The sequence below is a fragment of the Leptolyngbya sp. FACHB-321 genome, assembly GCF_014695975.1.
GTDB lineage: Bacteria > Cyanobacteriota > Cyanobacteriia > Leptolyngbyales > Leptolyngbyaceae > Stenomitos.
The window spans coordinates 1-26,690 of sequence record NZ_JACJPI010000079.1; the positions used below are offsets into that span (position 1 = coordinate 1).

Annotated in this window: 27 protein-coding genes; 23 read left to right on the top strand and 4 right to left on the bottom strand. The window is 49.1% G+C overall.

Annotation, left to right across the window (positions count from 1 at the left end; all coding sequences use genetic code 11):
• Positions 1 to 119 precede the first annotated feature (119 nt).
• Together H6F76_RS31170 and H6F76_RS23240 are read left to right on the top strand one after the other, a co-directional pair.
• Positions 120 to 254 (top strand): hypothetical protein, encoded by a 135-nt coding sequence (locus H6F76_RS31170; RefSeq protein ID WP_277881273.1) that lies wholly within the window; start codon positions 120 to 122, stop codon positions 252 to 254.
• Positions 255 to 528: 274 nt separating this feature from the next.
• A complete protein-coding gene (locus H6F76_RS23240) occupies positions 529 to 687 on the top strand; it encodes a hypothetical protein (protein WP_190511863.1) in 159 nt (52 codons plus the stop codon).
• Here the strand turns inward: H6F76_RS23240 and H6F76_RS23245 are convergent.
• The 3 genes from H6F76_RS23245 to H6F76_RS23255 all read right to left on the bottom strand — a co-directional run bounded on the left by H6F76_RS23245 (position 684) and on the right by H6F76_RS23255 (position 1,832).
• A complete protein-coding gene (locus H6F76_RS23245) occupies positions 684 to 884 on the bottom strand; it encodes a hypothetical protein (RefSeq protein ID WP_190511865.1) in 201 nt (66 codons plus the stop codon). The two genes, H6F76_RS23240 and H6F76_RS23245, sit on opposite strands and share 4 nt — an antisense overlap.
• Positions 885 to 1,065: 181 nt before the next feature.
• Positions 1,066 to 1,521 carry an HNH endonuclease gene (locus H6F76_RS23250; RefSeq protein WP_347276099.1) on the bottom strand — a complete coding sequence of 152 codons (456 nt, stop codon included), beginning with the start codon at positions 1,519 to 1,521 and terminating at the stop codon, positions 1,066 to 1,068.
• Between the two features lie 125 nt (positions 1,522 to 1,646).
• Positions 1,647 to 1,832 (bottom strand): hypothetical protein, encoded by a 186-nt coding sequence (locus H6F76_RS23255; protein ID WP_190511869.1) that lies wholly within the window; start codon positions 1,830 to 1,832, stop codon positions 1,647 to 1,649.
• Between the two features lie 283 nt (positions 1,833 to 2,115).
• On the opposite strand from H6F76_RS23255, the gene H6F76_RS23260 reads away from it, so the two are divergent.
• From H6F76_RS23260 to H6F76_RS23360, 21 genes are all read left to right on the top strand, one after another.
• A complete protein-coding gene (locus tag H6F76_RS23260) occupies positions 2,116 to 2,658 on the top strand; it encodes an OsmC family protein (protein WP_190511871.1) in 543 nt (180 codons plus the stop codon).
• Between the two features lie 109 nt (positions 2,659 to 2,767).
• Positions 2,768 to 3,937 (top strand): acyl-CoA dehydrogenase family protein, encoded by a 1,170-nt coding sequence (locus H6F76_RS23265; RefSeq protein ID WP_190511872.1) that lies wholly within the window; start codon positions 2,768 to 2,770, stop codon positions 3,935 to 3,937.
• A 115-nt stretch (positions 3,938 to 4,052) separates the two neighbouring features.
• Positions 4,053 to 4,871 carry an ABC transporter ATP-binding protein gene (locus H6F76_RS23270; RefSeq protein WP_190511873.1) on the top strand — a complete coding sequence of 273 codons (819 nt, stop codon included), beginning with the start codon at positions 4,053 to 4,055 and terminating at the stop codon, positions 4,869 to 4,871.
• Between the two features lie 33 nt (positions 4,872 to 4,904).
• Positions 4,905 to 6,164, top strand: a complete 1,260-nt coding sequence (locus H6F76_RS23275) for an ABC transporter substrate-binding protein (protein ID WP_190511874.1) — start codon at positions 4,905 to 4,907, stop codon at positions 6,162 to 6,164.
• A 105-nt stretch (positions 6,165 to 6,269) separates the two neighbouring features.
• The gene (locus H6F76_RS23280; RefSeq protein ID WP_190511875.1) at positions 6,270 to 7,070 is read left to right on the top strand and encodes an ABC transporter permease; all 801 of its coding nucleotides are present in this window, start codon (positions 6,270 to 6,272) and stop codon (positions 7,068 to 7,070) included.
• On the top strand, positions 7,045 to 7,626 hold the full coding sequence (locus H6F76_RS23285; RefSeq protein ID WP_190511876.1) for a TetR/AcrR family transcriptional regulator: 582 nt from the start codon (positions 7,045 to 7,047) through the stop codon (positions 7,624 to 7,626). Before H6F76_RS23280 ends, H6F76_RS23285 begins: the two co-directional genes overlap by 26 nt.
• 447 nt (positions 7,627 to 8,073) lie before the next feature.
• Positions 8,074 to 8,913, top strand: coding sequence for a hypothetical protein (locus H6F76_RS23290; RefSeq protein ID WP_190511877.1), 840 nt, complete (start codon positions 8,074 to 8,076; stop codon positions 8,911 to 8,913).
• Positions 8,914 to 9,094: 181 nt separating this feature from the next.
• Positions 9,095 to 15,034, top strand: a complete 5,940-nt coding sequence (locus H6F76_RS23295; protein WP_190511878.1) for an AAA family ATPase — start codon at positions 9,095 to 9,097, stop codon at positions 15,032 to 15,034.
• A complete protein-coding gene (locus tag H6F76_RS23300) occupies positions 15,031 to 15,660 on the top strand; it encodes a response regulator transcription factor (protein WP_190452478.1) in 630 nt (209 codons plus the stop codon). The genes H6F76_RS23295 and H6F76_RS23300 overlap by 4 nt, the downstream gene beginning before the upstream one ends.
• Before the next feature lie 191 nt (positions 15,661 to 15,851).
• Positions 15,852 to 16,442 carry a DsbA family protein gene (locus H6F76_RS23305; protein ID WP_242036815.1) on the top strand — a complete coding sequence of 197 codons (591 nt, stop codon included), beginning with the start codon at positions 15,852 to 15,854 and terminating at the stop codon, positions 16,440 to 16,442.
• A 42-nt stretch (positions 16,443 to 16,484) separates the two neighbouring features.
• A complete protein-coding gene (locus tag H6F76_RS23310) occupies positions 16,485 to 16,871 on the top strand; it encodes a VOC family protein (protein ID WP_190511882.1) in 387 nt (128 codons plus the stop codon).
• Between the two features lie 29 nt (positions 16,872 to 16,900).
• A complete protein-coding gene (locus H6F76_RS23315; RefSeq protein ID WP_190511883.1) occupies positions 16,901 to 18,457 on the top strand; it encodes a GMC family oxidoreductase N-terminal domain-containing protein in 1,557 nt (518 codons plus the stop codon).
• A 40-nt stretch (positions 18,458 to 18,497) separates the two neighbouring features.
• Positions 18,498 to 18,944: a cupin domain-containing protein gene (locus tag H6F76_RS23320; RefSeq protein WP_190452469.1), complete on the top strand. Its 447-nt coding sequence runs from the start codon at positions 18,498 to 18,500 to the stop codon at positions 18,942 to 18,944.
• Positions 18,945 to 19,062: 118 nt separating this feature from the next.
• Complete coding sequence (locus tag H6F76_RS23325) at positions 19,063 to 19,689, top strand: MOSC domain-containing protein (protein WP_190511884.1); 627 nt, start codon at positions 19,063 to 19,065, stop codon at positions 19,687 to 19,689.
• Positions 19,690 to 19,745: 56 nt separating this feature from the next.
• Entirely contained in the window at positions 19,746 to 20,615 is an 870-nt protein-coding gene (locus H6F76_RS23330) for an alpha/beta hydrolase (RefSeq protein ID WP_190511885.1), read from the top strand.
• Positions 20,616 to 20,730: 115 nt separating this feature from the next.
• A complete protein-coding gene (locus H6F76_RS23335) occupies positions 20,731 to 21,480 on the top strand; it encodes an SDR family oxidoreductase (protein ID WP_190511886.1) in 750 nt (249 codons plus the stop codon).
• 299 nt (positions 21,481 to 21,779) lie between these two features.
• A complete protein-coding gene (locus tag H6F76_RS23340; protein ID WP_190511887.1) occupies positions 21,780 to 22,529 on the top strand; it encodes a glucose 1-dehydrogenase in 750 nt (249 codons plus the stop codon).
• Positions 22,530 to 22,594: 65 nt separating this feature from the next.
• Positions 22,595 to 23,290, top strand: coding sequence for a dienelactone hydrolase family protein (locus H6F76_RS23345; protein WP_190511888.1), 696 nt, complete (start codon positions 22,595 to 22,597; stop codon positions 23,288 to 23,290).
• Positions 23,291 to 23,405: 115 nt separating this feature from the next.
• Entirely contained in the window at positions 23,406 to 24,227 is an 822-nt protein-coding gene (locus H6F76_RS23350; protein ID WP_190511890.1) for an alpha/beta hydrolase, read from the top strand.
• A gap of 181 nt (positions 24,228 to 24,408) precedes the next feature.
• Positions 24,409 to 25,056 carry a cysteine hydrolase gene (locus H6F76_RS23355; protein ID WP_190511892.1) on the top strand — a complete coding sequence of 216 codons (648 nt, stop codon included), beginning with the start codon at positions 24,409 to 24,411 and terminating at the stop codon, positions 25,054 to 25,056.
• A gap of 22 nt (positions 25,057 to 25,078) precedes the next feature.
• Positions 25,079 to 26,467 carry a mercuric reductase gene (locus H6F76_RS23360; protein WP_190511894.1) on the top strand — a complete coding sequence of 463 codons (1,389 nt, stop codon included), beginning with the start codon at positions 25,079 to 25,081 and terminating at the stop codon, positions 26,465 to 26,467.
• Between the two features lie 32 nt (positions 26,468 to 26,499).
• Here the strand turns inward: H6F76_RS23360 and H6F76_RS30045 are convergent.
• Positions 26,500 to 26,690: hypothetical protein (locus tag H6F76_RS30045; protein WP_206754408.1), on the bottom strand; the 191-nt coding region annotated here is incomplete at its 5' end.

The window sequence follows — 26,690 nt, forward strand, 5'->3', positions numbered from 1 at the left end:
GCAAAAAAGTGCTTCTAGACTAAGCATGAGGGCAAACCAGGCATGAGATTTTGCATTTTCAGCCTATCGGGTTTGCCCCTTTCTTGTCCCAGTTCTTATCCCGAACTCAGGTTAGATATTTGGCAGCAGCCCTGGAAGGACAGGGAACGCTCGGCAATATCAATCTCACAGCAGCTGAGCGCGTCTCCATCGACAACGCTAGAGTACGGGAAATTGTGCAACCAGAGGGCGTTGGGAACGACTGGTGTGAATGAGCAAAAGATTTAGGCGTGATTCGCAAATGAGTGGTGCAATCAGTCAACATGCCTCCAGACTACCGTTCTGGACGCTGATCACCCGAGATGAACTGTGTTGATGCAGCAGTGATTAGAAGTAAGCCAAGAGCCTAAAACGCTGACAGATTCTAGCTTTACAGGTTTGCGCCACTTATTTGCGAATCACGCCAAATCTTTTGCTCATTCATAATTGCACCCTCATCGTAGCTCTGAACTCAATCAGGCACAGCCCAGAGTTCAGAAGCTACACTCTGTGCCTAACGAGGATGATGGGCTTTATAGCTTGCTTCTGCGAAACAGCACCCACGGTCTTTCGCGCTTACTGGCGGCTGCTTTGAGCCGGACTGAGCTACACCCCCAAAGTGGCGATTCAATTGTCAAGGTGCAGGGTGCTGCTGCCAGCGAGTCTTAGCGGTAGCAATGCCGTTCCAGAGCAGCCGTTTGTGCAAGGGTCACGCAAGGCTTGAGTATGTTTGGGTCATTTGGCAGCTTGGCTTTCCGGCTTTGATTGCCTACCTTAAGGGCAAGCAGCGTTTGTGGGTGATAACTTTGCCTGCCTTCTGCAAGCTGTGATGGCTGCCCTGATGGGTAAAGGGAGCGCGTAGTCATGGGTTTGCTCCTTTGTACCTGGTTTCATACTACATTCATACTGCAACGTGCTACAAAACGTCAAGGGCGTACTACAACTTTTTGGGACGCGGGAGCGGGCAACAGGAAGAAATGCCTAGATTGCCCTCGTAGTCGGGAGCGGCGCTGGTTACTGAAGCATGAGTGGGTCTGCTTGCTCTTTCTAGAACTGTTCGGCAAAAACGATCGCTGAATGGAGCGGTGCTTTAGGCTTGGTTCTGAGTTGCATTGCGGTCTCATGCAAGAGGCGATCGCCCTTAGCCGAGTTGCAGCGCTCACAGACTGTTACCACGTTGTCCCAGGTATGCGAACCACCCTTAGAACGTGGCAGGACGTGATCCAAGGTGAGTTTCTTGGTGATGCCGCAGTATTGGCAGGTATGACTGTCGCGACGGAAGACTTCTCGCCGACTGACAGGCAGCACCTTCCAATGCCTGCCAGGCTTTCCACTCGTCAAGCGGATGTGCTCTGAAATCTGGAGTACGACACTGGGCGAGCGCACTTCCCACTGCTGGGTGCTGCCGAAGTTCAACGTCTCTGCCTGACCCGTGACCAAGAGCACGATAGCCCGTTTCAGATTGATCCGTGCCAGGGGTAGATAGTTCTTGGAAAACACCACCACCTGATGCTGAAGTAGGTGTGGTTGACCGCTCTGTTACGTTTGCATAAAATTTACGCCTCAAAAAACAACCCCTGTTTCTGGCAAGCAGAGGCGGGGGGTAGGGGAAGTTGGTACGCTGTTCCCTATGTCAGTGTCAGGTTTGCCCTGCACCGCCTGCTGCTGCTAACTTGATCCGGATTGAGCCATTCGGCAATCACTGTAAAAATGCCTTCGCTGCTAGCTTTGCCGCCGCTCGACTGATACATGCTCTCATACGCAAACAGCAGCGCAGCGGTGCTATGTAAAGTGGGGAGCAGGAGGCGAAGCATGACAAGTTGTAGTGTATGTATTACGACCTCATACTACGTTTGTAGTATGAGGTCGTCTACCCTTAAAGTACAGAGAGATTCAGTTATGGCTACATGTGAATGCATACAAGCAAGTTGATCTTCTTTGTAATCTATGTCAAGATGAGTTCTATAAAGCCCGGTAAGTCGATAGAGTCACGGGACTAAATTTATAGGGTTTAAACCTGGAAAGAACGTTTTCCCATACTCACTGTGGTAAAAATGTTGGTTGTGCTGTTTTAATTGGATAGATTGTTCTATTTAGATGATCATGACTGAAATAACGACCTTAACCCAAACACCACTTCGCCCAGTCAGTAAGGCAGGGCTAGAAAACCTAGCGGCAACGGCAAAAGCTAACCCTAACGTGGTCAAGTCGCTGAAAATCAAAACGGTTTGCGAAGGGCAATTTCGCAACTTAAACTACGTGCGAGATTTGCCAGAACACGTCATTGACGAGCCGCCTGGTTTGCTAGGGCAGGACACTGCGCCAAATCCTTCTGAAGCATTGTTGGCAGCGCTCGGCTCTTGTTTGTCCGTAGGCATTCATGCCAACGCGATTATGCGAGGCATTACCCTGACCAAGCTGGAACTGGAGCTAGAAGGCGACATCAACATTACCGGAGTTTGGGGCATTGGCGACCTGTCTGAAAAACGGTTGGGGTTTACTGATGTCCGGGCCAAGGTAGATGTGGACGGTGATGCCAGTCAGGAAGCCTTAGCTGACTTGGTCGCTCATGCGAATGTCTGGTCGCCCGTGGCAAATACGCTTCGCAATCCGGTGAATGTGGACGTGTCGATCGCCTGAAACTAGTTTCTCAAAATTGTGGGTGTGGCACTGGGGCGATCATTCTTAGCGTCGTTGCAAGCGTTACTCGCCCCCTCACACCCCAAACCCCTTCCTAAGCTATTGACCTATGCAAATTGCTCCAACGCTAACGGCTACTCCCCTTTTCCAAGTGCTATCTGATACCAGCAAACAACCATCAATCGCGCCGTTGATTCCAGCGTTAAAGGTGGCGATCGCTCAAAATCTAGCGCCGCAAGTGCAGCGCATTGATCAAGAGGGCTTCTACCCACGTGAGTTTATGCATCAGGTGGGCGCGTTAGGTGGCTTTGGGCAAGCAGTAGCACCAGAATGTGGGGGTGCTGGGCAGGGAGTGCGATCAGCAGTTCAGGTGATTGAGGCGGTTTCGGCAGAATGCTTGTGTACGGGGTTTATGGTCTGGTGCCAGATTGCCTGCACCTGGTACCTGCAAAGCAGCGACAATGCCCATCTCAAAGCAACCCTTTTACCCCAGGTGGCAACAGGAACATTGCTGGGCGGAACTGGCTTGTCGAACCCGATGAAGCATTTTGCCAGTATTGAAAAGATTGCGCTCACAGCGGAGAAACGACCCGGTGGTTATGTGCTGAATGGTTTGCTGCCCTGGGTGTCTAATCTGGGAGCAGGACACCCCTTTGGGATTGCTGCCAAACTTGCCGATGGTGATGACTACCTGATGGCGATCGTCTCTGATGCATTCGCTGGTTTGTCCCTACGACAGAATGCCCACTTTATTGCGTTAGAAGGTAGTGGCACCTATAGCTGTGTGTTCAAAGATGTCTTTGTGCCAGATGAGTGGATTCTGGCAGCGCCCTGTGATGACTACGTGGAGCGGATTCGCCCAGGGTTCATACTCACGCAAGTGGGCATGGGCTTGGGATTGGTGACGGGTTGCATCGATCTCATTGAGCGTTACCGTCCCCGGTTGGGTCACGTCAACAGCTTTCTGGATGACCAGGCAGAGGATCTGGCGGCAGCACTAGCGATCGCTCGTCTCAAAACCTACACTCTGGCAGACCAGTTGAGTCAGCCCGATGTCCACATCACGCCTGACCTGCTCAAAGCGGTAATTCAAGCCCGGATTACGGCATCTGAGCTATCGCTGAAGGCTGCCAATGCTGCCATGCTTCACGCGGGTGCCCGCGCCTATTTGCAAGGATCTGAACCCGCTCGACGGTTGCGAGAAGCGTACTTTGTGGCGATCGTCACGCCAGCTCTAAAGCAACTCAAAAAGATGCTGCATCATCTGGAGCAAGGCTGATGGTAAGGGCAAGTTGATAGAGTTTTGAGTTTTGAGTCGCTGTTTAAGCGCTACCTCGTAGGTGTGCTGTGTTGCTAGAAAGTTTTGAGTGCCGCATAGCGGTACATGATGCCTTATGAGTGAATCCATTGCTTCGTTGCCAGATGCCCCTCTGCGCGAACAGGCGGTTTCCCTGCTAACCGTGCGGCAGTTGCAAAAGCAGTATGCCAGTCGCCAGGGGACTCTCACTGCCTTTGAGGACATTGATTTAGAGGTGCGGTTGGGTGAGGTGGTTTGTTTGCTCGGTGCGAGTGGCTGTGGTAAGTCTTCGCTGCTGGCAACAATCGCCGGTTTGCAGAGTGCCGATCGCGGGGAGCTTTACCTGAACGGGAATCCACTGCGAAGAAGCCATCCCCGCGTGGGCGTGGTGTTTCAAGACCCGTGCCTGTTGCCCTGGCTGACGGTCGCACAGAATATTGCCTGGGGGCTAACGCTCAAACAGGTGCCGTCGCTCAGCAGAACGGAACTGCGGTTGCGCATTACCGAAGCGATCGCGCAGGTGGGCTTACAGGGCTTTGAGCGCAGCTATCCCCATCAGCTTTCGGGTGGCATGGCACAGCGGGTTGCCCTGGCAAGAACCCTGGCACGTCGCCCCCAACTGCTGCTGTTAGATGAACCCTTCAGCGCGTTGGATGCTATCACGCGCCTAGATATGCAGACCCTGCTGCTCAACATCATTGCCCAGCAGCAAACCACCGTCTTGATGGTGACGCACGACCTGGACGAAGCACTGTTGCTGGGCGATCGCGTGGTGTTGATGGCACGCCACCCAGGGCGGATTGAGCGGGAATGGGCGATCGCTCAGCCCAAACCCCGCTTCCAGCAGGCTCATGCCCTGGCAGATATCCGCTTTACCATCCTGGAGGCACTAGCCACTGTGATGGCAAGCCCTTAACCCTGCTCAATTCTTTCGTTTAGGAGACAGTTCATGGCTTGGTCTAATGTGTGCGCCTGCTGCGGTATGAGTCGGCGCGATTTTTTGAAGCTGACGGGTCTTTTTTCGACTTCTTTGGGCGTGACCCTGGCAGCAGGCTGTCAGCCAACCACACCCCAGGCAAGCACTAACCCCAATGCTAGCGCCAGCCCTAGCGCCAGTCCCAGCAGCGTGGGTGCCGATCAGCCCGTCAAAATCGGCTATTTGCCCATTACGGATGCCGCCCCCTTGCTGATTGCCCACGCCAAAAAGTTTTATGAGGCAGAAGGGTTAACGGCGGAACCCCCACGCCTGTTTCGATCGTGGGCACAGGTGACTGAGGCATTCTTGGCGCGTCAGGTGAATGTTGTTCATGTGCTGTCCCCCATCACCGTCTCGCTGCGGTATGGGCGTAAGTTTCCTGCCAAGGTGGTGGCATGGAACCATACCAATGGCTCGGCGCTCACGGTGTTACCTGATATTGAAACCCCGAAAGACCTGGGGGGTAAGACGATCGCCGTTCCCTTCTGGTATTCCATCCACAATATTGTGCTGCAACAGGTGTTGAAAAAAGAAGGGTTAACCGTGACCCGTAAGCCCAAAGATGCGGCGATCGCTGCTAATGAAGTCAATTTGGTGGTGCTGCCGCCGCCGGATATGGTGTCGGCGCTGGCGAATCAGTCGATCGGCGGTTACATCGTGGCAGAACCCTTTAACGCAGCGGCAGAAAACCTGAAACGGGGTAAAATTCTGCGGTTTACGGGCGATGTGTGGAAAGATCATGCCTGCTGTGTGGTTTTTCTGCACGAGGACGATACGACCCAGCGCAAAGCATGGACACAAGGCGTGGTTAATGCGATCGTCAAAGCACAGGCGTGGATTCGAGACAATCGTGAAGAAACCGCCCAGCTCTTATCAAAGGATGGCAGCGGCAAGTACACGCCCCATCCCCTACCGGCTCTCCAGCGCACCCTTACCTACTACGACAAAGACTTCTATGGGAAGCAGGGCGCGATTCAACATCCCGATTGGGGCATTAACCGGATTGATTTCCAACCTTATCCCTTCCCGTCCTACACCGAAGAACTGGTGCGCTTACTGAAGGAAACCCAGGTTGAGGGCGATACAGCGTTCTTGCAGGCACTTGATCCTAAACAGGTTGCCACCGATCTGGTGGATGATTCCTTTGTGAAAACGGCATTGCAGCAGGTTGGTGGACTACAAACCTTTGGTCTGAAGGATAACTTCTCACGGGCAGAGACGATCGCGGTTTAGTGTCCCTTAGATGCCCGACTTCTGTGTTCGGTTCCATTCAAGCATGAAGCGCTGAAGAAGTCGGGGATCTTTGACTTATCGATGGATTCGACAGGATTATTACGCATGACATCCACATTTACACCATCAACTGCTGCGTTTCGCTTGAAGCTACCACTGCCACTGTTTGGTTTAGCAGGAGGCATCGTCCTCTGGTGGCTGTTCACCACACCCCTTTGGCACAGCGATCCGATCGTGGCTGATTTTTCCCCTGAACGGACGATCGCCGCTCTGGTGCAACTTGTTAGCACTGGCACCATCATTCCTCATATCCAGACCAGCTTACGGCGGGTGCTGATTGGGCTGGTAGCAGCGATCGTCATTGGAGTGCCGCTGGGGTTGCTCGTGGGCTTGTCGCGCCGGCTGGAGCAATCCACCTCTGCCCTGTTTCAATTCATCCGAATGATTTCGCCCCTCTCCTGGATGCCGATCGCGGTCATGGCGCTGGGCATTGGCGATTTACCTGTTTATTTCTTGCTGACCGTTGCGGCAGTATTTCCCATTTTGCTGAATACAACGGCGGGGGTCCATGCCGTCGATCACCGTTGGTTATTACTGGCGCGTAGCCTGTGTGCCACGCAATGGGAGACGACTTGGCGGGTAATTATTCCTGCAATCACGGCTCATGTGTTGACCGGACTAAGATTAGCGATCGGCATTATTTGGCTGGTGCTGGTGCCCGCTGAGATGTTAGGTGTGAGTGCAGGTTTGGGCTATTACATTCTCGATACTCGCGATCGCCTCGCCTATTCTGAACTGATGGCGGTGATTCTCATCATCGGCGCGATCGGCTATGGTTTGGATAGCTCTCTGCGCTTCGCTCACCAGCAATGGACGCATCATGGTCAATCTCAAACGTACTCGTGACGATGTGCTGCTTGCCGTTTTAGATTTGATTCATCGGCAGGGGTTTCACTCTACGGGGTTGAAAGAGCTACTCAGCAGCAGTGGTGTTTCTTCAGGCAGTTTCTACAACTACTTTGCCTCGAAGGATGAACTGGGCCATGCCTTGATTGACTTTAAGTGGAGCAAGCTGAAGTTGCTGCTCTTTGGCGTGAGGCAACTGGATGCGATCGCCCAACTATTTCAAATGATTGACCAATTAGAAGCGATCCATCAGGCAGAAGATCCCTGTGCAGGCTGCTTTCTCGGCAACCTAATTGTCGAACTGGTCGAGCATAATCCCTCGTTTCGTCAGCATCTCATTCAAGTATTTGACGAGTGGCAGCAAGAAATTGCAACGTTACTCCAGGCTGGACGCGCCCAACTCAAACCAGAGATCGATCCAGACAGATTAGCACAGCAGCTTTTAAGCGCGATCGAAGGTGCCTTACTTCTCGGTCGCCTGTACGACAATCCACAGCGCTTACGCCATTGCCTTGATGGCTGTCGCTCTTTATTAAAGTCATCGCTCCACGACTAAAGTCACTTGTTGGGCTAAACCAGGTGCGGATCAAAAGCGTTGCGCGGTTGATGAATGCTGAAGGACAGCCATTCAACATCGAGGTCAGCAGCGAGGCGACTATACGTTTGAGCCATCTAAGGATGGTGATGAAAACTAGGGGCGATCGCGATGAGGCAAATGGGGTGACCCTAATCAACCTTGTCCGAAAAAGGTTTTTCCTCTAAGAGGTTGTCATAGTAGCGCAGTGTTTGCACTTTTTTAGCGCTGTGCACAGGTTGACCTTGCAAGGAGTCTTGAGCAAAAAGGCGGTGGCAGTTGTCAGCCGCCATCGCCCTGAGCCACGTTCAGCGCATCGTTAAGGCGGTATCCCTTCTCTGTCTGGTTTAGCCTCCTTTGAGAAGTAGTGACGATAAGCGCGTTGGTCAGGGGTGAGGAGGCGACTTAATCTGGGCATCCTGATGAGAGGTGACCGCCTCAACACCCGTTGCCACGATGAACAACCGTATGAAACTTTGGAGCCGTAGTCAAACCTTCTTTATCTGCCTGCTGGCGGCTGGCTTCACGCCCGGTGTTTTGCTATCACCAGGGCTGACCCACTCCGTGGCAGACTCGTTGCAGGTAAGATACCGCGCTGCCATTCAAGAGGCTGCCTTTGTCGAGCCTGAAAAAGCGGTCGATACGCTCATTCCCATTACAGCAGCGAATCCCTTTCTGGTGTGGAATCCCACCAGGACGCAAGTGTTAGTCGTGACCTGGAAAAGCCAACGGGTGTATGAGCAGTTCATCAAACCCAACATACAGAGTTCTAAGCGGGAAGACCAGCTGCTCTGGGTGACGGTGGCACCCCAAGTCAAAGCCTTTTGCCAACGCTATTTGCAACAACATCCCAACGCCACAGCCGCTGAGTTAACGCTCCGCTTAAAGCAGTACCTAGGACTCGATCCCACTTGGGAGTACGACCAGTTTGTTGAACTCTGGGTGCATCCCCAGGATCTGTTTCGACCCTGCGTCAACCCGGACATTACGCAGCGACAATGCCCACTGAATTTTACTGGGGTTGTGCCTACAGTGACTGGGCACACTCAGGGTACTGGGATTCAAGACTACCAGTCCTTTTATCAAACGTTGTACTTTCGCAGCATTCGGGCAGCGCTCCAACCCTGGACGGGACTGGGTTACACCTATGATTGGGGTAGTCCGATCAGTCACGTCGGTGCGAGTGAATTTATTTTAGTGCCCGGAGCCACCTATGCCGTGAAACAAGCAGTACCGACGTTACAGTACTGTCAAACTGCCAGCCTCTAAGGTACAACAGTGCCAAAGTAAATGACAGTGAGACAAAGGCGTGTCACGGATGGCGTTATACAGCTTGCATTGCTTATCCCACCATTTTCTGGCGCTCAACCAACTGTCTCAATTTCTCGGAATCCTGTTAAGACCGATATAATTGGCGACATAACTCATAACATCCTTTGGAGGGCGTTCTATGATTGCTTTATCTGGAATCGCCATCCACAGCAAAATTTATGAGAGCTCAAATTCTCTGGTGTACCGGGGAATCAGAATGCAAGATGAGCAGGCGATCGTCATTAAACTGCTCAAGCAAAACTATCCGTCTCCTCAAGAATTAACTCGCTATACGCAGGAATATGCCATTACCCGCGCGCTGAACGTGGAAGGCGTGGTTAAGGCATACAGCCAGCAGGAGTATCAACGCACGCTGGTGATTCTCTTAGAAGACTTTGGGGGCGAGTCCTTAGAGCAATGGATGCAGCGACGGTCAGATTTTCGCCCCATGCACTTAGCCACTTTTTTACGGCTGGCAATCGGTATCACAAATATTTTGGGTGGAATTCACGCGGCTGGGATCATTCATAAAGACATCAATCCTGGCAACATTGTTCTCAATCCGGATACTGGCGTTATTAAAATCATTGACTTCGGCATTGCTACCCGATTTAATCGCACGAATCCAACGTTCAAAAGTCTCCATGCATTAGAGGGCACTCTTGCTTACCTCTCTCCCGAGCAAACTGGGCGGATGAATCGTTTGCTGGACTACCGAACCGATTTTTACTCACTCGGTGTGACATTCTACGAGCTTCTCACTAGTCAATTACCGTTTACAACAACAGACATTCTAGAACTAGTTCATTGTCATATCGCCAAACCACCTGTTCCTCCATGTGAGTTGAACGCAGCAATTCCTAAAGCTATTTCAGACATCACTTTAAAGCTAATGGCGAAGAATGCCGAGGATCGCTATCAGAATGCTTGGGGTATTAAAGCGGATTTAGAAATCTGTCTTCGCCAGCTTACAGAAACAGGACAAATTGACAATATTCAGCTGGGGCTACAAGATGTGTCGGAACAGCTTCACATTCCCCAAAAACTGTATGGACGCGAAGCAGAAATTGCAGCGTTATTAGCAACGTTTGAGAAGGTAGCGGGGAATGGGGAAGAACTCCCTAATCCCTCATCTAGCACGATGATGTTGGTTTCTGGCTATTCGGGTGTTGGCAAATCAGCACTCGTACAAGAGCTTCACAAACCGATTACTGCTAAACATGGTTATTTTGTCTCTGGTAAGTTTGACCAACTTCAGCGCAATATCCCCTATAGCGCGATCGCCCATGCCTTGCAAAAATTGGTGCAGCAACTGCTAGGTGAATCAGAGGAGCAACTGCAACGGTGGCGATCGTCTCTTCTCGCTACATTGGGAATCAACGGTCAGCTGATCGTTGATGTGATTCCCGAAGTAGAACTGATTATTGGCAAGCAACCACCTGTACCGGAAGTTGGAGCAATAGAAGCTCAAAACCGCTTTGATCGAGCTTTTCAGCAGTTCATTCGAGTGTTTTGTTCTAAAGAACATCCGCTAGTGATCTTCTTAGATGATTTGCAGTGGATTGATTCAGCCACGCTGAGGTTAATCGAACTCATGCTGCTTGATAAGCAAACTCATTTTCTATTTTTGATAGGAGCGTATCGAAAGCATGAAGTGGCTTCAACTCATCCACTTGTGCTAACTCTAGAGAGGTTGCGACAACAAGGGACAGTGCTTCAAGAGCTTGTTCTAGAACCCTTAACCCTGGAGCCGTTAGCTCATCTGGTTGCTGAGACACTACATCAGGATGCTGATAGTGCTCGCCCCTTGGCTGAATTAGTGTTGCATAAAACTGAGGGCAATCCCTTTTTTATTGGTGAATTCTTGCGATTGCTGTACGGTGAAAGTCTTTTGAGCTTTAGTGCAGGCTGTTTAAGCTGGCAGTGGAACATTAATCAAATTCAAGCTCTAAATATTACCGATAACGTGGTGGAGTTACTGCTGAGCAGGTTGAGGAAACTGCCGAAAGTAACACAGCAAATGCTTCAATTAGCCGCCTGCATTGGGGCTGAATTTGATTTGGAAACGTTAGCGATCGTATGTCAGCAATCCCCCAAAACAGTGTTTCAGGATTTACTGGCAGTGATCCAAGCTGAATTAATTCAGCCTCTGTCTGAACTAGACAAAGATTTGTTAGTTCAGGAGTATAAGTTCTTGCACGATCGTGTGCAACAAGCCGCTTATGCCTTGATCGATGAGGCTCAGAAACAAGTTGTTCATTTGCAAATCGGTCGCAATTTACTCGAAAAGACCTTGTCAGAGCAACTATCAGAGAGGTTATTTGAGATTGTTGATCACCTAAATTATGGAATCGAGTTGGTCACCGATCAAGCAGAGCGAGATGAAATTGCCAAACTAAATCTATTGGCAGGTCAGAAAGCGAAGGCAGCGATCGCTTATAAGGTGGCAAAAAACTATTTAGCCGCAGGGAAAGCATGGCTGGCAGCGTCTAGCTGGCAAACAAACTATGAATTGACATTAAACTTATACTTAGAAACAGCGGAAATTGCTTATTTGTGTGGAGAGTTTGAAGATGTAGAACAATGGGCAGAAGCTGTTTTACGAGAAGCCCTGACAGTTCTAGATACCGTAAAAGTTTACGAAGTTAAAATTCAAACTAGTATCGCGCAGAGCCAGCTATTAGAAGCAATTAATACAGCATTGCAAATTTTGCGTCAGCTAGGGATTAATTTTCCTGAAACGCCCAGTCAGTCAGATGTTGATTTTGAACTAGCCGCGATCGCATCACACATGGGCGAGAAACCGATTAGGGACTTAAGCCATTTGCCGGAAATGATTGAGCCAGACAAATTGGAGGCAGTGAGAATCCTATCAAGGATAACAACTGTTGCCCAAATTGCGGCTCCTAATTTGATGCCTCTATTTGCATCCAAGCAGGTTAGCTTGTCAATTCGGTATGGTAATGCGTTTTCATCTCCCGTTGCTTATGCCAACTTTGGACTAGTTTTGTGTGGAATGGTTGATAACATCGAGTCTGGCTACGAGTTTGGGCAGCTTGCCTTAAGACTATTGTCACAGTCACATACTCATGCGCTTAAAGCTCGGACTGTAACCATAGTAAATAACTTTATCATCCACTGGAAAGAACATGCTAGGAAACTGCTACAGCCATTTCTAGAAGGCTATCAAAGTGGGCTAGAAACTGGAGATTTAGAGTTTGCTGGCTATTGCGCTCATTGTTATTGCTTTCAATCCTATGCCGTTGGCAAAGAACTTGTGGAACTTGAACGCAAAATGACAACACATGGTGAAGCAATCCGTCAAATCAAACAGGAAATAGCACTCACCTGGAATCAAATCTATCAGCAGGCTGTTCTAAATTTAATCGGACGCTCACTCAATCCATCCCGTCTAATTGGAGAAGCTTACAATGAGGAGATTGGGCTTCCACAACATCAAATAGCGAATGACGGATTCGCAATCTTTAATCTCTATTTCAACAAGCTGTCTCTCTGCTATCTGTTTTATGAGTATGCTCAGGCAGTTGAGAACTCAGATTTAGCAGAAAATTATTTGATCCAGATGACAGCCACATTTGCTAAAGCTTTGTACTATTTTTACGATTCTCTAGCAAGGCTAGCAACATACCCTGAAAGCAGTGATCAAGTGCAGTCAGAAATCCTGAAAAAAGTTGCGGTTAACCAGGAGACAATGAAACACTGGGCGCGTTGTGCGCCTATGAACTATTTGCATAAGTACCATCTGGTCGAGGCAGAGAAAGCGCGAGTTTTAGGTCAGTTGTTTGAGGCAGAAGAGTTCTATGAACAAGCGATTCAGGGAGCCAAGGAAAATGAGTATTTGCAAGAAGAAGCATTAGCCTATGAATTAGCTGCCAAGTTTTACCTATCCCGTAGTCGGGAAAAGTTTGCTCAAACCTACATGAAAGAAGCTCACTACTGCTACGAACGTTGGGGAGCAACAGCAAAGGTCAAAGATTTAGAAACTCGCTATCCGCAATTCTTTCCTCAATTGTTAGATGTGGCTTACACGCCAGTCCGAACTACTGCTGGAACCACTACCTCTGACAACTCACATATTACTTTCGATTTAACGGCAGTGATGAAAGCATCACAGGCGATTTCGAGCGAAATTGAACTGGATCAGTTGCTGCATTCCTTGATGCAAATCTTAATCGAGAATGCTGGCGCACAAACCGGATGTTTGCTTTTAGAGAACGCTGGAGGATGGGTGATTGAGGCTGCTTGTGAACTCGAAGATGGTAAGAATGGTTGTGCTACACGAGTGCTGAAATCAATTCCAACAACAAATTGCTTACCCGAATCAATTATCCAGTATGTGATCCGGACTCATGAAACTGTCCTTTTAAATAATGCAATTCGTGAAGGTAATTTTACCAATGAGCCGTATATTCAACACAACCAAACTCAGTCACTTCTTTGTTTGCCGCTGCTGAATCAAAGTAAGCTCGTTGGGGTGTTGTATTTAGAAAATCAATTAGTAACTGGAGCGTTTACGCCGGAGCGATCGCAAGTTCTGAATCTACTCTCCACTCAAGCCGCGATCGCGATTGAAAATGCAAAGCTCTACTCAAAGCTACAAGCTAGCGAAAGTCGGATGGCTCAATTCCTCGAAGCAATCCCGGTGGGGATTAGCATAGTGGATGCGACGGGTTGCCCTTACTACTTCAACCAACGAGCAACTCAGCTATTGGGTAAAGGGATTGATCCTTCTCTGACACCCAATCAGCTTGCAGAAGTTTATCAAACTTATCTGGCGGGAACGGATCAAAAATATCCAACTGAGAAAATGCCAATTATCCGGGCATTGAGCGGTGAGCGTACTTCTGTTAACGATATAGACATTCGCCAAAACAACGCAACCATTCCAGTTGAAGTATGGGGAACTCCTATTTTTGACGAACAGGGTAAAGTGGTATATGCGATCGCAGCCTTTCAGGATATCACCCAGCAAAAACAAGCAGAGCAACTATTAGCTAATTACAACCGCACTTTAGAACAGCAGGTTGAGGAACGAACAACGGCTTTACAGCAAAGCGAAGCAGAACTGCGCGCTCGTGAACAGGAATTGCGGCTCGTTACAGATGCTCTGCCTGTTTGTATTGCTTATATCGATGCTAAACAGCGTTATCGTCTTATCAACTATACCTACGAGCTTTGGTGTTGCTGTAGCCGAAACGAAATTTTGGGCAAGTCTATTCGTGAGTTTATAGGCGATGCAATGTATTCAGAGGTTGAACCCTATATGAATCAGGTATTGGCAGGACAAATGACTACCTTTGAAGCCGAAATGCTTTTACCATCAGGTCTCAAATATATCAGTACAACCTTAATCCCCAACGTTGATGCGAACGCTCAAGTCATTGGATTCTATGCTCTCAACACAGACATCAGCGATCGTAAGCGTGCCGAAGAAGCCTCGATTTTGGAGGAACGTAACCGCATGGCGCGCGAAATTCATGACACCCTAGCGCAAGCCTTTACAGGAATACTAGTTCACATGGGAGCCGCTTCCCGATTAACGACAACCAGCCCAGAAGCCATTCAAACCCATATTAATACTGTACGAGATCTGGCTCGCAGTGGGCTGACAGAAGCTCGGCGATCGGTTGCGGCACTACGTCCCCAATTGCTAGAAGATGGCAATCTCTGGACAGCGCTAGAACGATTTGTAGCCACTTTGCAGTCTTCAACCGAAACCAGCTTAATCTGTGAGATTGTCGGCACGCCCTATGCATTACTTCCTGAAACCGAGAATAATCTTTTGAGAATTGCCCAGGAAGCATTTACGAATTCAGTTAAGTACGCTCAAGCAAGTGAAATTCGGATTGAATTAGTCTATGAGCTAACATCATGCTCTTTATGCGTGAAAGATAATGGACGAGGGTTTGAAGTCGATAACACAACTCTAAGTCGAGGGTTTGGCTTACTGGGTATTACCGAACGAGCCGAACGCATTGGGGCACAACTCTCAATTAAGAGCCGACTGGGGCAGGGAACAGAAGTAATTGTAGCTATACATCAGGAGGCATCAGCATGAGTCAGTTCGCAGCAATCCGCGTTTTGATTGTTGATGATCACGCGATTGTTCGGCAGGGGCTGGCGGCGCTGATTGAGAACGAGCCGGATATGACGGTGGTGGGGCAAGCAGGAGATGGGCTGGAAGCGATCGCTCAATATCGACAACTTCAGCCTGATGTCACCTTAATGGATTTACAGATGCCGCAGATGAGCGGCGCTGATGCGACAGTCGCCATCTGTGCTGAATTCACCCGTGCCCGCATCATTATACTGACTACCTATGACGGGGATGAGGATATTTATCGCGCCCTACGTGCCGGAGCCAAAGGTTATTTGCTCAAAGATGCCGAACCAGAGGCGCTTCTTAATGCCCTTCAGATTGTCCACAGCGGGCAACAATATATCCCTTCTGAAGTGGCTGCGAAATTAGTGCAACGGATGAACATTCCGGAGTTAAGTGATCGAGAACAAGAGGTTGTGCGGCAGATGGCACGCGGCTTAAGCAATCACGATATTGGCGCGACCCTAAACATTACTGAAAGTACGGTCAAATTTCACATCAACCGCATTTTAAGCAAGTTAGGTGTGAGCGATCGCACTCAGGCGGTGATTACCGCATTGAAGCGAGGAATCGCCAAGTTGTGACAAGCGATGAGAACTGAACTTAAGTTTGGTTGAAGGTGCATTCAAAAGATAGTTAAAAACTGTCGTTTTAGCCCTCTAACCACTGAACTCCTGGTTGACGACAAAACCGCGTTAATTTCATAGGCTGAAGTCATACAAATAGCGGAATCGGGAGGAATCACGGATAGGAGTCATGGCAATCCCTTGATGCTATGAGAAATCCCTTTTTGCCAAAGTGTCCGATGAATCAAGAGAACCATCCTAAGCAACTCTTTGTTCCGCCTTCTCAACGCGATCACTATCAGGGGATGCTCAATGCCCCAGTCATGCTTGTGGAATATGGGAATTACCCATGTCCCCAATGTAAGAAAGTGCATCAGTTGATTCAGGCAATTCAGCAACATTTCGATGTCGGCTTTCCTGAGAAGAATTGGATCTGTGTCGTGTTCCGTCACTTTGTCCAGAATTCAACTTATCCTCAAGCACAAAAGGCAGCACAAGCAGCAGCAGCAGCAGCAGCACAAGGTCGGTTTTGGCAGATGCACGACATGCTATTTACCCATTCACAAGCATTGGGAGACGGCTATCTCGTTGAGTATGCCGATATTTTAGGTCTCGATATTTCTCAATTTCTCCAAGATTTATCTCATCGAGTACACGTTGATCGCATTAATCAAGACACCGAAAGTGGATTAAACAGTGGAGTCACATCTGCCCCAGCACTGTTTATTAATGGCATTCGCTATCGCAAGTCCTGGAGCAAGGAGCAATTGATAGCAGCCATTATTGCTGCAAGTCATTGATTTCTCTATAAAGTTTGGTTCTCTGAAAAGGAGCAAAAAACATTGAAATTTTCCTACACAATTCTCTATGTCAAAGACGTTACCCAAGCGATCGCGTTTTATGAACGTGCCTTTGGTCTAAAGCAACGGTTCATTGATGAAAGCAAGCAATACGCTGAGATGGATACCGGTGGAACCGCCCTTGCTTTTGCTACCAATGAATTTGCAAACGCTAACCTACCACAGGGATTTCAAGAAAATAGCTTGTCGAAGTTGCCTGCTGGCATTGAGATTGGTTTTGTCACAGAGGATGTAGCCGCCGCCTTTGAACAGGCTGTAGCAGCAGGTGCTGTAGCGGTTGCCGCTCCTCAAGTCAAGCCGTGGGGACAAACAGTTGGCTATATACGTGATTTAGACGGCATTTTAATTGAACTGGGTAGTCCGATCTAGCTGATCAAAACAGAGGATATAACCTTGTCATGACTCAATACGACTACGTTGTCATTGGTGCAGGTTCAGCAGGTTGCGTTCTCGCTAACCGTTTGGCCGAGGACAGTAATACAACCGTGTTACTCCTTGAAGCTGGTAATCCAGATACGAAGCCAGAAATTCATATCCCGGCAGAATGCCTTAGTTTATTAGGTTCTGAAGTGGACTGGGCTTATTTCTCTGAACCAGAACCCTACCTGAATAACCGCAAAATCTTTTGTCCCCGTGGCAAAGTTCTGGGGGGTAGCAGTGCGATTAATTTCATGATTTATATGCGGGGTAACCCTCATGATTACGACCATTGGCAGGCGTTGGGGAATCCCGGTTGGAGTTACCAGGATGTTTTGCCATACTTCAAGAAATCGGAGCATCAACAGCGTGGCGCGTCCGAATTTCACGGAGTTAATGGAGAGTTGAGCGTCACCGATCACATTGCGCCTGCTGTAGTATCTCAACGTTTTGTAGATGCAGCGATCGCGTTGGGCTATGACCACAACCCTGATGTTAATGGCAAGCAACAGGAAGGGGTGGGACTTTATCAGTTAACCATCAAGGAGGGAAAACGACACAGTGCTGCTGCTGCCTTCCTGCTGCCTATTCTCGATCGTCCCAATTTAACTGTAATCACAGGCGCGTTAGTGACCCGCTTGTTGTTTGAGGGCAATCACACTGTTGGAGTGGAATATCTGCACGAGGGCGCATTGCAACAGGTCAGGGTCAACTCCGAAGTAATTTTAAGTGCTGGCGCGTTCGATTCGCCCAAACTGCTTATGCTCTCCGGCATTGGGAATGCAGAACACCTACAAGCAATGGGAATTCCGGTCGTGGCTGATTTGCCGGGTGTGGGTCAAAATCTGCAAGATCACCCGATTGTGCATGTGGTATACCAGGCAACTCAAGCTTTACACGCGGCAAGCACCAGTAGTATCGCTGAAGCTGGTTTGTTGTTGCATACTCAAGGCAACGTGAATGCTACGCCAGATTTACAGTTTCTCTTCGGTCCCGTGGTGTTAGCACCACCTGCTTATGCTTACGCTGGTGCGGGATTCACGAGTTTAGTCTGTTTGACCCATCCCCAAAACATTGGCAGTGTCAGTTTGCGCTCTTCCGATCCCCAATGCGCACCAATCATTCGGCTGAACTACCTCAAAAGCGAAGCCGATGTACAAAAGCTCGTTACTGGGATTAAATTACTCCGTGATTTGTTTCATGAAAGTAATTTTGATGAGTTTCGCGGTGAGGAAGTCGCTCCCGGTGCCGACAAGCAGAGCGATGCAGCACTCGAAGCTTACGTTCGGGAAGTTTGCGATACGGTGTATCATCCCGTCGGCACCTGCAAAATGGGCACTGACCCAATGGCAGTGGTTGATCCTGAACTGCGAGTACATGGAATTGAGGGATTGCGGGTTGTGGATGCCTCCATCATGCCAACAATCACGACAGGAAATACTAACGCACCAACCATCATGATCGGTGAAAAAGCAGCGGATTTAGTTAAAGCTACAGGTCGCGTTTCACAGCAAATAGCTTCAGCAATTACAAACTAACTCTTGATTCCACAGATTGTTCATCAATAGGAGTAATCTCGTGACACAAACTCTCTGGCTCTTTGGCTCTCGCCTTAACATTGTTGCCGATCACACCACAACTGGAGGGCAGTATGATCTGATCGAAGGCTACTTTCCACCTGGCTCACAAACGCCTCCTCACCGCCACACACGTTATTCTGAACAACTTTATGTATTGGACGGGGAGTTCACGGTTTGGGCGGGTGAGAACAAGGTTGTGCTGAATGCAGGTGAAAGTTTTCTGATTGCTCCCTGTATTCCTCACGTTGTTGCTGCGCTTGGCGATAAACCAGCCCGCGGATTAGTCGTCGCTGCGCCCAGTGCCTTTGCTCGATTGATTGCAGCAGTGGGGACGCTGGATGAAGCAGAACCAGCGGACATGGCGCTGTTTGAGCGTCTTTCTGCTGAGATTGGCGATGAAATTTTGGGTGCGCCCGGAGATCTACCCTCCACGGTCATGGTTTGAGCAATGGGCAGTGGTCCCAATGCCAACGTTCAGAAAGAAGGAGTTATGATCTGCCATCCTTCTGCAGCAAACAACAAATTGATGACAAGAAATGTCATCTAAGACTTTGGAGCTAGAGATGAAAATTGTCTCTGTTAATGTCGGGCTACCGCGTGAAGTGACCTGGAAAGGGAAAACCGTTAGCACCGGAATTTTCAAAGCGCCAGTTAGCGATCGCGTGATGGTGCGATCACTTAATTTAGACGGTGATGGGCAGGCTGATCTTACTGTTCATGGCGGAGTAGACAAAGCAGTCTATGTTTATCCGTTCGAGCATTACGATTACTGGCGTGATGAGTTACCTAATACAGAGCTAACACTAGGCAACTTTGGTGAAAATTTCACAACCACTGGGATGCGAGAAGAAGACCTGAACATTGGCGATCGTTTCCAGATTGGTGATGTGGAATTAATGGTGAGCCAGCCGCGTATGCCTTGCTACAAACTTGGGATTCGGTTTGGACGACCGGATATGGTGAAACGCTTTCCCGCCAGTCGCCGCACTGGCTTTTACTTTCGTGTGTTGCAAGAGGGCGAAGTCGGGGTGGGGGACACTTTAGAGTTGGTGAGCCGGGATGAAAACAATATCACTGTTGCCGATATCACTCAACTTTATATCAATGCGGAAGGCAATCCAGAGTTACTTCACCGCGCCGCTCAACTAGAAGCTTTACCCAAAAGCTGGCGCAACTATTTTCAGCGGTAGGTGTTTCGCTTTCACTCCACAATTTCACCACTTATACAGTCGTAAGGAGTAGCAGTATGACTACGTTTCGCACAGTTTCGATCGATGGTTTAGATATTTTTTATCGAGAAGCTGGTTCTCGCAGTAATCCAACAATTCTGCTGCTGCACGGTTTCCCAACCTCCTCTCATATGTTCCGCAATCTGATATCGGCGCTGGCTGACAAATTCCATCTGGTTGCCCCCGATTATCCTGGCTACGGCAACAGTTCCATGCCAAGTGCGGATACGTTTGATTACACCTTTGATCACCTGGCTGAGATCATGGAGAAGTTTATTGCTGCGATCGATCTCAAAAAATACAGCCTTTATGTGATGGATTATGGTGCTCCGATTGGCTATCGCCTTGCTGCTAAGTATCCAGAGAGGGTGCAAGCCCTGATTGTCCAAAATGGAAATGCTTATGAGGAAGGTCTACGCGAATTTTGGGAACCGATTAAGGCGTACTGGCAAGAGCGATCGCCTGAGAATGCAGACAAGCTCAAATACCTTGTCACCCTGGAAGCAACAAAGTGGCAGTATACCAACGGCGTTCGCAATCTTGAAACGATTAGCCCGGATACTTGGAACATGGATCAACACTTTCTCGATCGCCCCGGAAATGATGAGATTCAATTGGCGTTGCTTTATAGCTATGGTACGAACCCACCGTTATATCCACAGTGGCAAGAGTATTTCCGCAAATATCAGCCACCGGCTTTAATTGTTTGGGGCAAGAACGATTACATTTTCCCTGCGGACGGTGCTTATCCCTATCAGCGTGACCTGAATGACGTTGAGTTTCATTTACTTGACACCGGACATTTTGCCTTGGAAGAGGAAGGAGAGGCGATCGCCAACCACATTCGTCAATTTCTCACATCACGACTGCAACCTGTTCCTGCCTGATCAATGGAAGGATAAGCTATCCCGAACATCCAACAGCTCATCCTCATCATGACCACAGCCATGCTTAAACGGGGCTGTGAATTAGCAACCATCACAAACAACTACAGGACTTATCATGAACAAACTAGAAGGAAAAGTCGCTCTTGTCACCGGCGGAACTAGCGGCATCGGTCTTGCCACTGCTAAGCACTTTGTTGCTGAAGGTGCCTATGTCTTCATCACGGGTCGTCGCCAACCTGAACTGGATGTTGCTGTAAAAGAGATCGGTAAAAACGTTACGGGTGTGCAGAGTGATGCCTCTAAGATGGAAGACCTCGATCGCCTATTCGCCACGATTAAGCAAGAGCAAGGACACCTTGATGTCATCTTCGCCAATGCTGGCGGTGGAGAACTCGCCCCACTCGGCTCAATCACTGAAGAACACTTTGATAAAACGTTCAACACGAATGTCAAAGGTCTACTGTTCACCGTCCAAAAGGCACTGCCGCTTTTACCAGAGGGCGCTTCCATTATTCTAAACGCCTCAACAACTACTACTATGGGTACCCCAGCCTTTAGCGTTTACAGTGCTACCAAAGCCGCTGTGCGATCGTTTGCCCGGAATTGGATACTCGACCTCAAGGATCGCAAGATCCGGGTTAACGCCATTAGTCCTGGCGTGGTTCCGACTCCTGGCTACAATCTCATAGGACTGAGCGATGAGCAGGTGCAGGAATTCGTGGACGGCCAAGCCGCCACTATCCCTCTGGGACGAGTCGGCACGACCGATGAAATTGCCAAAGCCGTTGTCTTTCTCGCTTCGGATGACAGCAGCTTTGTCAACGGTATTGAGCTATTTGTTGACGGCGGTATGGCACAGGTTTGAAGCGCTCTGAAAGCGGTTGGGAACCCTCCAGATGGCTGTTGTAGATAGGGTGATCCATCGTTGTAAACAAGGCAGATCCTCAAAGAAGGTGATTGATTAATCACTAGTATCTAATGATTATCAATCGCCGACTGAAGATGTGGCTGCTGTATTGTCCAAACCGGATACGGACTAGAAAATGGTCAACCCATTCAACTTAGGAGCCCCATGAACAAAATCACGACCAAAGATGGTACGCAAATCTAATCACACCTGTTACGGCTGACTGCTTTAACCCCAACACCATAGAATTCGCAACCATGAATAAACTAGATGGAAAAATCGCAGTTGTGACAGGTGCATCCAAAGGAATCGGTGCTGCGATCGCCCTACATCTGGCAGCCGAAGGCGCAGCCGTAGTCGTTAACTATGCATCGAGTAAAGAAGGAGCCGATCGCGTCGTTGATGAAATTAACAGCGCAGGCGGGAAGGCAATCGCAGTTCAGGCAGATGTTTCCAAAAGAGCAGAGGTCGAACAGCTTTTTGCCAAGACGCAGCAGGTATTTGGCAGTCTCGACATCTTGGTCAACAATGCCGGGATGTATGAAAATGTCCCACTTGAAGACATTACGGAAGAGCACTTCCACAAGCACTTTGATCTCAATGTACTGGGATTAATCCTTACTTCCCAACAAGGTGTAAAGTACTTCGGTTCGGAGGGTGGCAGCATTATCAATATTAGTTCGCTCGTTAGTACCCTCGCGCCTGCTACCAGCTCGGTCTATAGTGCGACTAAAGCGGCTGTCGATGCCGTAACGAAGTCGTTAGCCAAAGAGCTAGGTTCACGCAACATCCGTGTCAACTCTATTAATCCTGGTGTGGTGGAAACGGAAGGCACGCACACAGCGGGAATCTCTCTTGGTAATTTTCGCGGACAGGTTGAGGCGCAAACTCCGCTGGGTCGCATCGGACAGCCGCAGGACATTGCACCTGCGGCTATCTTCTTCGCGTCTTCCGACTCAGCCTGGATCACTGGCGAAACGCTGTACATCACGGGTGGTCTGCGTTGACTTGGATCAGTTTGCTTTTGAGGCAATTCGGTTGTCACGAGAAACATCCTCACTAGGCGAAACGCATGAGCAAATACAGCACCGTAGATACCCATGATGGAACCTTTCAAGCCTACGTAGCGCACCCGGATGTCCTGCCAGCACCAGCGATCGTCGTCATTCAGGAAATTTTTGGGGTCAATGCTGACATCCGAGACACTTGTGACGAACTCGCTTTGCAGGGCTATATTGCAGTGAGTCCAGATTTGTTCTGGCGGATGGAGCCAGGTGTTGATATGTCAGATCAATCCGAGGCTGAATGGAAAAAGGGCTTTGCCTTCTACACAGCCTTTGACTATGACGCTGGTATCGCAGACATCGCTGCCACGATAGAAATGGCGCGATCGCTGCCCGGTACGAATGGAAAAGTTGGCTTGATGGGCTACTGTCTGGGCGGACTGATGACTTTTATTACGACAGCTCGCAAAGGTGCCGATGTCTCTGTCGTCTACTACGGTGGCAGTATGGAGGAGCATCTGGACGAAGCAAACAACATCAAGAACCCGCTGCTGGTTCATCTAGGCGCGGAGGATGAGTACATCTCCAAGGAGGCACAAAAGTCCATCATCGAAGCGCTCAAGGAAACTGCAATTGCTCAGGTGTTTACCTACCCAGGTTGCAGACACGCTTTTGCCCGACATCGTGGCATCCACTACGACAAGGATGCAGCCGCCCTGTCTAATAGTCGAACCGCCGACTTCTTCCAGTTGCACCTCAGGTAGGGAAAGGTTTCCGCTCAATGGAGCGACGGCTGGGCGAAGAGTATTGTATCCAACGATGTGGAAACTGCCCTTTCCCTGTCCAACGAGATAAACAAACACATAAGGAGACCACAACATGAAGATGCTCGCCTACAGAAAGGGTATTCGCCTGCTTTTGATCGTCGCACTCTTTTTAGGAACCACTATCATCACTTCTTTGGGAGTTACCCTGAACACCGCAAGCGCACAAGATAGCAAGCCCACTATTGTCCTTGTCCACGGCGCATTCGCCGAATCTTCCAGTTGGAACGGTGTCTTGACCAAGCTGATCGCCAAAGGTTATCCAACAACTGCTGTAGCCAATCCCCTGCGCGGAGTCGAGAGCGACGCGAACTATGTGTCCAGTGTACTTAATGGCATTAAGGGTTCCATCGTGCTAGTTGGGCACTCCTATGGCGGTGCGGTGATTACCAATGCAGTCAATGACAACAAGAACGTGAAGGCATTGGTTTACGTTGCTGGTTTTGCTCCTGATACAGGCGAAACTGCCGCTGAACTCTCAGGACGTTATCCGGGCAGCACGCTTGGTCCGACGCTTGCGCCACCGGTCGCCCTGCCTGATGGCGGCAAAGACCTCTACATTCAGCAGGACAAGTTTCACGCGCAGTTTGCGGCGGATGTGCCCGTCGCAGACACAAAGCTGATGGCTAGCACGCAGCGACCGATCACAGAAGCTGCGCTAAACGAAGCCTCTGGTGCGCCTGCATGGAAGTCCACCCCGTCCTGGTTTATCTATGGCAGTCGCGACTTAAACATTCCAGCAGCGGTGCAATCTTTCATGGCAAAGCGTGCCAACTCAAAGGAGACGATCGTCGTAAATGACGCGTCCCATGTAGTGATGGTTTCCCATTCAGATACCGTTGTTAAGGTCATTGAACATGCTGCCGCTGCTAATTAGAAAAGCATAAACGCAGTGCTGACGTATGGAACTCATCTTTTCGCAACTGTTTTGCATCCTATTGAAGAGTGGCTAGCTTCTTTGCGTCCTTTGCTTGGGACTGGATTACTGGCGAAATGCTGCATAGGCTGGATGGTTTTTAACAAACTGAAGCGTGAACATTAGCAGACCAGAAAAAACAATGAACATCAACAAGAATGACACCGCAGTGGTCGTTATCGATCCGCAAAATGATGTCCTGAATGAAACAGGCGTTTCCTGGGCTTTGGTAAGTGAAAGTGTTAAGGAAAACAAGACTGTCGAGAACATCGAGCGAGTCTTCAAAACCGCGAAGCAGACTGGTTTTGCGGTTTTTATCTCCCCTCACTATTACTACCCTACCGACTATGGCTGGAACTTCGCCGGAACGGTAGAGCGGATGATGCTGGAGTCTAAAGAGTTTGATCGCAGTAGTGCGTTAAGCCTTGATGGTTTCTTAGGGTCTGGTGCTGACTGGCTCGATCGCTATAAGCCCTTCATTGAAGATGGCAAGACGATCGTGGTCAGTCCCCACAAAGTCTATGGACCACAGAGCAACGACCTCGTTTTGCAACTACGGAAGCGCAATATCAGCAAAGTGATTCTGCTGGGAATGCTAGCCAACATCTGTGTGGAAGCTCACCTGCGCGACTTAATCGAGCAAGGATTCGAGGTGCTTGTCGTTAAAGATGCCACGGCTGCGCCTCGGCATTCAGAGTTGGGCGACGGCTACAAAGCGGCATTGATCAACTTTGGGTACATCGCCAATGCCGTTTTGTCTACAGACGACGTTATAGCAGCAATGGCGTAATACCCAACATAGGGAAGAGGTCATGAACACTGAATACTACGACGACATTATCATCGGGGGCGGCAAAGCAGGTAAAACACTTGCACCAGCGCTAGTGGCTGATGGACGAAAAACAGCTCTGGTTGAACGTAGCTTAACCATGATTGGTGGTGGGTGCATCAATCTCGCCTGCATTCCCACCAAAACAATGGTTGCGAGCGCTGACGTTGCGAATACAGTGCGAAATAGTGCCGCTTATGGAGTTAACGCTAATGCGCTCACTGTTGATTTAGCAGCAGTGATTCAACGCAAACGAACAGTTGTGCAATCCATGCGTGGCATAAATTTGCACAATCTAGAAACTGCTTTGGGGCATGAACTGATGATTGGAACGGCACGATTTGTTGCACCCAAAACCATTGAAGTGACAACGGCTAAAGACACTACTCGGCACCTCACCGCAGAACGTTTCTTTATCAATACAGGCACAAGACCATCAATTCCATCAGTGCCTGGACTCAAAGAAGCTGGTTTTTTGACGAGTGAGTCAATCATGGAGCTAGAACACTTGCCCGAACATTTGATTGTGATGGGTAGCGGCTATATTGGGCTGGAATTTGCTCAAATGTTCCGGCGCTTTGGCTCTCGTGTCACCGTCATTGGACAAAGTGAGCAAATCCTCTCACAGCAAGACCCCGATATTGCGATCGCCGTTCAAGCACTTTTAGAACAAGACGGGATTGAATTCTTACTGAAGGCAAAGGTGTTAAGAGTCGATCGCGCTGGTAATGTGACTAAGCTACACATTCAAGTCGCTGATCAGACGATAACTCTCCAGGGTTCACATCTGCTTGTTGCCGTTGGGCGTGCGCCTACCACTGATACGCTCAATCTAGCGGCGGCTGGTGTAGCAACTGATGCTCGTGGGTTTATTCCAGTCAACGATCGTCTGGAGACCAACATACCTGGAATTTGGGCTTTAGGCGATATCAATGGAGGCCCACAATATACTCATGTATCACTCGACGATTACCGCATCATCAAAGCAAATCTGATTGATGGCGGCAACCGTAGTACACGCGATCGCTTGATTCCATCCTGTCTTTTTATCAATCCAGAATTAGCTCAAGTGGGCTTGACCGAAACTGAAGCAAGGCAACAAGGCTATGCCCCTCGCGTGGCAAAACTGGATGCTTCAGCAATTCCTAGAGCACGAACATTGGGGCAAACTGATGGACTGCTGAAGGCGATCGTAGACACTGAGACAGGTAGAATTCTCGGTTGTTCACTCTTGTGTCATGAATCAGGTGAGATGATTTCAACTGTACAGATAGTAATGCAAGCTCAGATGCCCTATACCGTTCTACGCGATGGAGTTCTGACGCATCCCACGATGACCGAAGGGTTAAATCTACTGTTTTCAAAGTTGTAAGCAAACAGCAAGCGCAGACACTTCATAATCTGTTATCTGAATGAGCATCTTAGGCTAATGGCAACGACTCGAACTAAGGCCAGTAAGTTATCTGACAAGAGAATACTGCTTAAGTAGGTCGCCATAGAAAGATATAAAATAGTTGGAGCATTCATCATCCTTGCTATCAAGCTGCCTGCTCCGTTGCGAATCGAGTTAACCATTGAAGAAGACACCACCTTAC